The organism is Capnocytophaga canis (genome assembly GCF_000827555.1).
Lineage (GTDB): Bacteria > Bacteroidota > Bacteroidia > Flavobacteriales > Flavobacteriaceae > Capnocytophaga > Capnocytophaga canis.
Genome location: NZ_CDOI01000201.1, coordinates 1 through 11,033, shown reverse-complemented (window position 1 = coordinate 11,033; position 11,033 = coordinate 1). Strand labels below are relative to the sequence as shown.

The 11,033-nt window shown below is 39.1% G+C and carries 7 protein-coding genes; 3 read left to right on the top strand and 4 right to left on the bottom strand.

Annotation, left to right across the window (positions count from 1 at the left end; translation table 11 throughout):
- Nucleotides 1-33 precede the first annotated feature (33 nt).
- The 3 genes from CCAND38_RS10805 (at nt 34) to asnA (ending at nt 7,141) form a co-directional block, all read left to right on the top strand.
- A complete protein-coding gene (locus CCAND38_RS10805) occupies nt 34-5,076 on the top strand; it encodes a T9SS type B sorting domain-containing protein (RefSeq protein ID WP_231550034.1) in 5,043 nt (1,680 codons plus the stop codon).
- 223 nt (nt 5,077-5,299) lie between these two features.
- Nucleotides 5,300-6,085 carry an alpha/beta hydrolase gene (locus tag CCAND38_RS10800; protein ID WP_042345389.1) on the top strand — a complete coding sequence of 262 codons (786 nt, stop codon included), beginning with the start codon at nt 5,300-5,302 and terminating at the stop codon, nt 6,083-6,085.
- Between the two features lie 21 nt (nt 6,086-6,106).
- Nucleotides 6,107-7,141, top strand: a complete 1,035-nt coding sequence (asnA, locus tag CCAND38_RS10795; protein ID WP_042345388.1) for an aspartate--ammonia ligase — start codon at nt 6,107-6,109, stop codon at nt 7,139-7,141.
- Between the two features lie 186 nt (nt 7,142-7,327).
- Here the strand turns inward: asnA and dnaB are convergent, their stop codons facing one another.
- The 4 genes from dnaB to CCAND38_RS10775 all read right to left on the bottom strand — a co-directional run.
- Complete coding sequence (dnaB, locus tag CCAND38_RS10790) at nt 7,328-8,881, bottom strand: replicative DNA helicase (protein WP_042007076.1); 1,554 nt, start codon at nt 8,879-8,881, stop codon at nt 7,328-7,330.
- A 158-nt stretch (nt 8,882-9,039) separates the two neighbouring features.
- Nucleotides 9,040-9,993: an acetyl-CoA carboxylase carboxyltransferase subunit alpha gene (locus tag CCAND38_RS10785; RefSeq protein ID WP_042007074.1), complete on the bottom strand. Its 954-nt coding sequence runs from the start codon at nt 9,991-9,993 to the stop codon at nt 9,040-9,042.
- 215 nt (nt 9,994-10,208) lie between these two features.
- The gene (locus tag CCAND38_RS10780) at nt 10,209-10,553 is read right to left on the bottom strand and encodes a DUF2853 family protein (protein ID WP_042007071.1); all 345 of its coding nucleotides are present in this window, start codon (nt 10,551-10,553) and stop codon (nt 10,209-10,211) included.
- Nucleotides 10,554-10,590: 37 nt separating this feature from the next.
- Nucleotides 10,591-11,033 (bottom strand): thiamine pyrophosphate-binding protein (locus CCAND38_RS10775; RefSeq protein ID WP_042345386.1); only part of this gene is annotated, 443 nt, incomplete at its 5' end.

Genomic DNA, 11,033 nt, shown 5'->3' with positions numbered 1-11,033 from the left:
AAAAAAGCCGTACCAAATTGTGAAAAATCGTACGTGTTCACTGTTGTTGAACCAACTACAGCCTTGACGGCTTCTGTAACCACAGAGCCTATCACTTGTGTGAATGGCGGAGTGATTGAAGTAACCAACGCTACAGGCGGTTGGGGTGACTATCGTTACCGAATTACGCCACAATCAACAGGAACTGTAGGAGCTTGGCAACCGAATCCGAGATTTACGGGCTTGATAGCTGATACCTATAAAGTTGAAATCAGTGATAAGGCAGGTACAGGATGTGAAGAAACAATTTCGGCGACCGTAGTACTTACCAATCCAGTGCCACTGACAGCTACAATGACCATTGCTTCGCAAAACTGTGTAGCGGGAAGTGGAGTGATGAGTGTAACGGTAAGCGGTGGAGCAGGAGAGGGCTACACGTTTGAATTATTCAGAGGTGGAAATTCCCATGCGGTATTGAATACCACAACGGCAACCACAGTAACGTTCACAAACTTAGATGCGGGAGCGTATCATGTTAAAGTATCCGATGTTTGGGGTTGTCATACCATCACAACGGCAACGCTTTCAACAACTTTGCATACACCTATCACAAACGTTCATGCAATGGTGATGAAAGAAATTACGTGTAGTACACCAACAGGCGGAACCGTGTCCATCACCCACAGTGCAGGACATTCAACAAACATCCGTTATGCAGTGACTCCGCCAGTGGGAGCAACTGTAACACAAATCAATAGCGGTTTGTTTACGAATTTACTTACTGCAGGAATTTATACGGTTGAGGTGTACGATATGGTTACGGGTTGTGCAACAGAGTCTGTTACCTTTGAATTAACTCCAGCAGTATCACCTACGTTTACAACTACGCGTAGCGATGTGAAGTGTAACGGAGGTGCTGATGGATGGTTCACGGTCGATGTGCCACAGACACAACAGCATTTGGACTACCAAGTGGTAGTAACAAGTACGGCGACAGGTTTCGTTACGCAAACCCGAACCGTAGCGAATGTGCCAACTTCTCTCTTGTTTAAAGATTTATCAGCAGGAGTTTACACCGTAGTAGTAACATCCGTAAGAGGTTGTGTTACTACAGATACAGTAACTATAGGCGAACCAACTGTAGTGGGGGTTACGGCGACAACAACGCCTTTTGCTTGTGACCCAAGTAACTTACCACAACCTGTGATTATCACGGCGGTGGGTAACGGTGGAACAGTACCGTACCATTACAGCATCGACGGAACAGATTTCACCAACACCTCAGGAGTGTTCACTATTATTGATACGGGAGTCACACAAACCATTACGGTGTACGTTAAAGATTCGCACAGATGTGCAACTACAACCACTGTAGTAGTGCAGCCATTCCCTGCTATCCAAGGCGTGTCGGTAGTGGGAACGAATCGCATTACCTGTGCGAATCCGGAAACCATAGCTGTAACCATCACAGGTGGAGCAAATCAAGGGTATACGATTGAAGGAAATCGTATTTCGGGAGTAGGAGTGGTGTCACCAACCACGAGAACCATAATGGCAGGTTCTTCAACAACCACTTTTGAGATTACCGAGGTGGGTATGTACGAATTTAAAATAATAGATAATCATACAGGATGTTATACTGTGACTACATATACCGTACATCCGTATAATAACATTGAAATCAAGGTTTCACCAAAAGTAAATACATCTTGTTATGGAGCTTCTGACGGAGTTATTACGTTAGAAACAACAGGTTATTTAGGTAGTTATGCGTATCGAGTAATTGATGATGCTACTTCATTGATGGTAGCTTCAGGAACGGCCACGACAACTATGGCAAGTTTGCCTCACCGTGTGGATATTGGTGGATTGCCGACAGGTATGTATAAAGTAGAATTGACAGAAAATGGAATACCATTCTGTACGGTAACCTCAACGTTGGTATCCGTATCAGGCCCTACAAGAGCCTTGACAGCAACGGCGACCATCATAGCACCATTAACTTGTGAAGGAAACAACGCTGTAATAGATGTCCAAGCTCAATACGGATGGGGTAACTACGAATATCAATTGTGGATGAATGGAATTCCTCACCCAACGTACGGTACTTATACTACCACTTCAGCTTTCGTAGGTTTAGGAGTAGGAAACTATGAAGTGAAAGTACGCGACATGGGAGGTTGTGAACTTACAGCATCTGCAACGGCAACCATGACCACTATTACAATCGCTCCACCAGTGCCAATAACACTTAATTTGACTTCGAGCGTGACTCAGGTGTCTTGTTACGGTGATAAATCAGCCAGTATCACAGCTGTAAGTGTCATGGGAGGAAGTGGTAACTACAAGTATGTGTTGATTTCAACTATTGGAACTGAAGTCTATGAATCTGGAGCTCAGGATAGTCCAACGTTCACTAATTTAGGAGCAGGAGTCTACCAAGTGAAAGTAATAGACGGATGGGGTTGTGACCAAGTTTCAACCGTACATATCACTATCACCGAACCAACTCCAGTACGTTTGAATGCTACTATTACCAAAGGATTGACTTGTTTAACAAATGCAGAAATTACTTTGGTTGCATCAGGAGGTTCAGGTACTGGATACACATTCAGCACATCGCCAACAGGAACGTTTACAGCGGCTGACGTGTTATCAGTGCCAATGGGAACATATACCTATTATGCGAAAGATAGTAACGGATGTTTGTCTGAAGTTTCAAATACGATTGAGATATTACCAATAGAACCGCTTACATTGACTGTAGATGCTACCGATGCATATGTGAAATGTAATGGAGAGAGTACAGCAGAGATTAGAGCGACTGCCCAAGGCGGTTTAGGAAACTATCAGTATGAACTTAAAGGTACCTTAGCTGATGGAAGTGTCGTTACACGTACAACTCTTGACGGAATTTTTGTAGGTTTAGCTACAGGAACTTATCAAGTTACGCTGAAGAGTGACGATTGTGTAACCTCAACAATCCATCCGATAATCATCAACGAAGCTCCAGCTTTGGTTTGGGGAACAGCTACCAGCACTGATGAAACATGTTTTGGTGAGAATAATGGAACGATAAAAGTAATGGCTACAGGAGGAACAGGAAGCATTACTTACGCTATTTCGCCACGATTGGATAGAGCCGTGACAGCTGAATTTATCAATCAGCAGGAATACGCACCAGGCACTTATTTGGTAAGAGCAAGTGATGAAAATGGATGTTATGTTGATTTTGATGTAACTATCCAAGCAGCCACTCGTTTAACTGCTGTGTTGGATATTGTAACACATGAGATTTGCTTCGGAGCAGCCGATGCAACAGCATCTATCACTATTTCGGGAGGTAAAGCACCTTACCATACAGCTTTCAATTCAAACGCAGTATCTGCAACATGGACGCAAAGCAATGATGGTCGTGTGTACTATGACAACTTACCTGCCGGTGAAAATCAGGTCATTTTTGTTAAAGATGCCAATGGATGTAGTACTTATGTAGTCATTCCGAGCATCAATGCAGGAGTTGATTTGCAATTGTCGGCAACAGCTAAAGTAGAATGTGTTTCCGCAAATACAATTAGCAGTGAAGTAATTGTTTTAGTAAATTCGAACTATGCTTCGTTAGTAACTTATGCTCTTGATGGAGGTACACCACAGCGAAATAATATATTCACAAATGTTTCGTCAGGAACACACACCATTACTGTGGCTCATCCGAATGGATGTACGACTCAAACCACGGTATTTGTACCTCACTACGATCCATTGACCGTTGTGACAAGTACAACCCAAGTTTCCTGCAATGGAGAGAGTGATGCAAGTATCGTAATGCAAGTGACCGGAGGTTCAGCAAGTTACACTTATCGAATAGCACCGAACATAGGAACTTTTGACGTAGCAACAGGAACCTTTAGAGGCTTACCAGCAGGAACTTATGAAGTGTCCGTACGTGATAATCAATTGGGTTGTGTACTAACTGAAATATTTACGTTTGCCGAGCCTGATGTGTTATACGTAGAAACAGGTTCTGTCACCGAAACGTGTTATCAAGTTAATGATGGACAGTTGTTCTTTGAAATCAAAGGCGGACGACCTCAATATGCTTATACGTTGACAGCTCCCGATGGTACGTTAGTGGAATCAGCAACAGGAATAGTACAAGGGCAAGTAATATCAAAAACAGGATTAGTTCCGGGAACATATCAATTGCTTTATTCCGACGATGCATCCTTGTGTACGAAAACAGCTACAATCCAAGTAGGCAAAGCACCAAATATTGAACCGATAAATTCAAAAGCTATCAAGGTTCAGTATCAGTGTCGTGAAAGTTGGGATAATACCTCAGTAAGTGAAAATTACATAGAGTTGTTCTTCGATAATACGATTTTGACAGCGAGTAACACATTCTATGCATTGAATAGTACCAATTTAGTAGACGCTGTACCATTTAGTGAGTTCATAGGTAACAAAGCAATCATACGAAATATTCCAGCGGGTAAAGATCAGTACTTCACTATTTTCTATAAAACGTGTACGTACACCATTCCTGTAGGTCAGTATTTCGATGTTGAAGAGTACGATCCGTTGATGTTGACAGATAAAACAGATCCTAAATCATTGAATACTATTAAGGTAGAAGCAACAGGAGGAAAAGCTCCTTACACTTACCGTTTCAATGGAATTATTAGTGACGACGGTAATGAATATCATATCATGCCAGCAGATAAAGGATATGTTACTCCTGACGGAAAAGTTATCAAGCAAATTGATGTTGAAGTGATGGACGATTTAGGATGTACGAGAACACTGACCATTGAAAAAGAGTTTATCGACATCAAAATCCCGAACAATTTTACACCTAACGGAGATGGAAATAATGACGATTGGGGGCCAAATGATCCGAGAAGTTATCCGAATATGACCATTGCAATTTACGATCGATATGGTCGATTGATAGCTCAATTGGAAAAAGGACAACGCTGGGATGGAACTTACGAAGGTAAGCATCTACCAACGGGTGACTATTGGTACATTATCCGATTGAATGAGGATAAAGACGATAGTCGTGAATTCCTCGGAAATATGACCTTATTCAGATAAAAATAGAGGCTGACCAAAAAACAGGTCAGCCTTTTTTATAATTTATTGAGTTCAGTACTTAATTGCGTATACTTTTTAATGTTTAAACACTGAATGACATTTTTCAGGAGGTCACGGCATTTTTATTAATAACCGTAATAGATATTTACAATTAATAATTGCAAGGATTTTACCATTACAAAGTAAAAATATGATATATTTGCAACTGAAAAAACTATTAGATATGAGATACATTTACTTGGTATTGTTGATATTCATCAGCGTTTCGTGTCGAAAAGAACAGCTCGTTGTTGAGATTGATAATGATAGCAAAGTGGATATGTCACAGTCTATATTTAGTACGATTTTAGGTGGACAGCAACCCTATTCGGTATATTTACCTCCTCATTATGCTTCCAATACTACTAAAAAATACCCTGTATTGTACCTTTTGCATGGAATGAATCAAAATTATAAGCATTGGGTAACGTATGGCGATTTGAAAAATATTGTTGATAAGGCTATTTCCGAAGGGCTTCCAGAGGTGATAGTTATTTGTCCAAATGGATATAATTCACTCTACTACAACACAGAACAGATGCGATACGAAGATTTTTTTATGGAAGAATTTATCCCCGTTATCGAAAAAAAATATCGGATTTTAGACAATAAATCGAACAGACACATTGCAGGGCTTTCTATGGGAGGTTTTGGGGCTACTTATCTTGGATTTAAGCATCACAAGAAATTTGGAGGAGTTTATTCCATGAGTGGAGGCTTTCTATTAACAGCTATTCCTGTTATTCAATCAATTTTAGATGAGAAAAATTCTGAGGAATTGACAAAATTACCCCGCTATATAATGGAATGTGGTACAGAAGATACCTTAGTTATCGATTCAAACGATCTATTCCACCAGATGCTTACAAATAAAGGTATTTCACATGATTATATTCGTCGAAAAGGAAAACACAATTGGCAATTTTGGAAAGAATCGCTTCCAAAAGCCTTAGATTTTGTTTCTAAATAATAAGATAAAAACTAATAATTGATGAGTTATTTAATTAAACCTACAAACTATCGACCTTCACTTGATTTACAACAAACGGAATTAGGAATCCAGAAAATTAAAGATTTTTTTCAAGCCAACCTTTCGGCTGAACTGCGTCTTCGTAGAGTAACAGCACCCTTGTTTGTATTGCGAGGTACAGGGCTTAATGACGATTTGAACGGTGTGGAACGAGCTGTGAATTTTCCTATTAAAGATATGAATGAAGTTCGTGCCGAAGTGGTACATTCATTAGCAAAATGGAAAAGAGTAATGTTAGCCGATTACGGCATTGAACAAGGATACGGTATCTATACTGACATGAATGCGATTCGTGCCGATGAAGAACTTGGCAACTTGCATTCCCTGTACGTTGACCAATGGGACTGGGAGATGGTTATTTCCGAAGGACAACGCAACACCGATTTTTTGAGAAATATTGTTCGCAGAATTTATGCAACTTTACTACGTACGGAGTATTTGGTATGTGAAAGTTTTTCGAGCATAAAGCCTATTTTACCTCCTGAAATTCATTTTATTCACTCCGAAGAATTATTACAAAAATATCCAAATTTAACACCTAAAGAACGCGAAGCAGCTATTGCAAAGGAATACAAAGCCGTATTTATTATGGGTATTGGTAATAAATTGAGTCATGGCGAAAAACACGATGGTCGAGCTCCAGACTATGATGATTGGAGTACAATGGAAAACGGATTAGCCGGATTAAATGGAGACATTATTTTATGGAATCCTGTGTTGGAACTTCCTTTTGAAGTGTCCTCAATGGGAATTCGTGTGGATAAAGCCGCTCTGCTACATCAGTTGAAATTGGAGGGAAAAGAAGACCGATTGGAGCTTTATTTCCACAAACGATTGATTGAAGGTTCATTACCTTTTTCTATTGGAGGAGGTATTGGACAGTCGCGTCTATGTATGTTTTTGCTACATAAAGCTCATATTGGTGAAATTCAAGCAAGTATTTGGCCAGAATCTATGAGGGAAGAATGTTTGAAACACAATATTCCATTAATCTAAGTTTTGCTTGTCTCTACTCAGAGCCGTGAAGTTATGTTGCAAATATAGTTTCTTTGTTTTATAAATTTTCGATAGGAGTGGAGCCAATGTACGAAACACCATAAGAATCCGAATTATACAAAAACTTCGCCAAAGTTGTCTGCTCAAAAGCAATATATTGGCGAAGTTTTTTGAATAAACTCTTTCCTAAAACGGGATATCTTCATCATTTGGGATTTGCGGAGGTGTTCCAAAAGCCTGTTCCACGGACGGAAGTTTTGATGTGTCAATATCATTTATTCGTGAACTTATTTCCTGAGGAATTCCTCCTCCAAACGTATCGAAATCATCTAAATTGTCGAACTTACCAAATTGACCTAAGAATTTTAAGCGTATGTTTTCCAATCCTCCATTGCGGTGTTTAGCTACAATAAACTCCCCTTGATCTTTGGTTGAGGACTGTGCCTCATCGTCCCATTCCATGATTTTATAATATTCAGGTCGATAGATAAAAGATACAATATCAGCATCTTGCTCAATAGCTCCCGATTCACGTAAATCCGAAAGTTGTGGACGCTTATGTCCAGGACGAGCCTCCACATTTCTCGATAATTGAGACAGAGCAATCACAGGAATGTCCAATTCCTTAGCTAATGCTTTTAGGTTTCGTGAGATTGTCGAAATTTCTTGTTCACGATTCCCGACACCTTTAGAGCCTCCACCTGCGGTCATCAGCTGTAAATAGTCAATGATAATCAATTTGATACCATATTGTGACGACAAACGACGTGCTTTCGCTCGTAAATCGAAAATCGAAATGGACGGTGTATCATCAATATACAAAGGAGCTTTTTCCAGATCTTTCACACGCGTACTCAATACATGCCACTCGTGAGGTTCTAATTTTCCTGTACGTAATTTTTCTGACGGAAGGCTTGTCTCCGAAGATATTAAACGTGTGATTAGCTGTACCGACGACATTTCTAACGAGAAGAACGCTACGGGAATCCCTTGACCAACAGCAATGTTTCGAGCCATCGACAGAGTAAGTGCTGTTTTTCCCATCCCCGGACGGGCGGCTACGATAATTAAATCACTCGCCTGCCAACCTGATGTAAGTTGATCCAATTTAGTAAATCCCGAGGGGATGCCACTAAATCCATCAGTTTTGTTTGATATATCTTGGATTTTTTTTAATGCTTTGATTACCAACTCTTCCGCTGATTCGCTCGATCGTTTTAAATTCCCTTGAGCTACTTCATAAAGTTTAGACTCTGCCGAATCCAACAAATCAAAAACATCGGTGGTTTCATCATACGCCTCCTCAATAATTTCTGATGATATTTGAATCAATCTACGTTGGATGAATTTCTGCATGATAATTCGTGCGTGAAACTCAATATGTGCCGAAGAAGACACTCGTTGTGTCAATTGGATTAGGTAATATTCTCCCCCTACAGCCTCCAGATTACCATTTTTACGCAACTGCTCCACTACTGTTAATAAGTCAATAGGCTCAGATTGTTGAAAAAGGTCGTAAATAGCTTGGTAAATAAATTGATGTTGTTTCTTGTAGAAAACATCAGGTGTGAGTTTGTCAATAACGTCATCTACTCCTTTTTTGTCAATCATCATAGCACCGAGTACAACTTGCTCAATACTAATGTCTTGCGGAGGGATTTTTCCACGTTCTAAATTAATGATTGAAGAAGAAACAGGTGAAGTTTCTTGTATGGTTGTATATGGTTGTAAATCTTTCATAGTGCGAAATTAGAAAAAAAAACAATTCAAAGAAGAGAGATCTATGAACATCGTTTGTTAATAAGCTGTTGATAAAGTCTGAAAAGCTTCATTAAAAAAAGGTAAGTATTGATTATCAACACTTACCTTTTTTTTTATTTTTAAATAGATTTGTATCCCTATTCTTTGAAAACCCCCATATTCAAGTACTTATCCATTCTTTTTTGAACAAGTTTGTCTGTTGGTAACTTTTTCAGTTCGTTGTAGGTTTCTAAAATGACTTTGCGAACAGCCAAAAAGGTAGTTTCTCTATCGCGATGAGCTCCTCCCAATGGTTCTCTGATGATTTCATCGACCAATTTAAGTTTTTTCATGTCAGGAGCAGTTAACTTCAGAGCTTCGGCAGCTTCTTTTTTATATTCCCAACTTCTCCATAAAATGGAAGAACACGATTCAGGCGAAATTACTGAATACCAAGTGTTTTCAAGCATATACACACGGTCTCCAATCCCAATTCCCAAAGCACCTCCTGAGGCTCCCTCACCGATGATAAATACAATAACAGGTACTTTCAATCGTGACATTTCCAATATGTTACGGGCAATAGCCTCGCCCTGTCCTCTTTCTTCAGCTTCAATTCCAGGGAAAGCTCCAGGTGTGTCAACCAAACAAACAATGGGAATGCCAAATTTTTCAGCCGATTTCATCAAACGCAATGCTTTCCGATATCCTTCAGGATTTGCCATACCAAAATTTCGGTATTGTCGCATTTTTGTATTTACCCCTTTTTGTTGTCCTATGAACAAGAAACTTTGATCTTCGATTTTTCCAAATCCTCCTATCATTGCTTTATCGTCTTTTACAGTACGATCACCGTGAAGTTCTAAAAAGGAATCCCCACACAATGCATTGATATAATCAAGCGTGTAAGGTCTGTCCAGATGACGTGAAATCTGTACTCGTTGCCAAGGGGTTAAATTTCCGTATATTTCTTTTTTAACTTGGTTGAGTTTCTTTTCAATTTTTTTACAAGCATCCGTCATGTCCACATCGCTTTTGTCACCGATGATGGCACATTTCTCCATTTGCTCTTCTAATTCTTTGATTGGCAGTTCAAAATCTAAATACTCCATATCACTAGTCTATTTTGATTTATATTCAGACAAAAGTACAAATTTTTTGTATAGATAATTCGTTTTTTGAAAAAAATATTTTGTAAGCAAAGAAAATAACTTGATTTTCAGTAAAAAAAATGTTGTTTAATGATAAAAAAAAGATTTTTTAAAACTCAACATAAATAAAAAAACTGCCCGAAGACAGTTTTTTAAAATCGTTAATTTAATCGGGTTTACTTGTTGTAAACAGATTCTTTCTTGAAGTGTTTCGCTAATAGATAGTAAACTACAGCACGATGCTTTGTTTTGTTGGATCTTCCGTAAGTTTCGATAACTGAATCAATAGCTTTGTCTAATTCAGGCCCGTCGCTTAATCCTAACTTTTTAATTAAAAAGTTTTGCTTCACGCGATCCAATTCCATTTGGTCAGAACCTGCAACAGTTGATGAATCCGCGTTGTAAATGGAAGGGCCTAATCCTACAGTCACTTTTTTTAGAAAATCTAAATCGGGAGTAACTCCACACTTTTCTTTTAAATCTTTGGCGTAAACCTCAATAAGTTCGTCTCTTTTACTCATATCAATCAATGTTTATAAATTAAAGTGTGAAGTTAGCCTATTTTTTTAATACCTGAAAGTAGTTTAACAAAACTTTATCGTTTTCAGTGCGTGGTGTGTGTACTTCCAACAGGCGTGGTCGGTCTGATTTTTCAAATAAAATATGTAGTTGATTTGTTAAATCAGTGATATTGTCAGCTTGGTCATAGTCCCATTCGTACATTTTACAAAGATGCATGGCTGTAAGTTGATGTGGAGTTTCAAAATAAGTTTCGAAATGCTTATCGTTTTTGTCCCCAGGAAGAATTCTGAAAATGCCTCCTCCTTGGTTATTTATCAGAATGATACGAAAATTTTTCGGAACGTAGTGATTCCATAGCCCGTTACTATCGTAGAAGAAACTCAAATCTCCCGTAATCAACAGGGTCGGTCGCTGGCTTCCTATGGCAGCTCCGATGGCTGTTGAAGTACTTCCATCAATACCACTCGTTCCCCGATTAC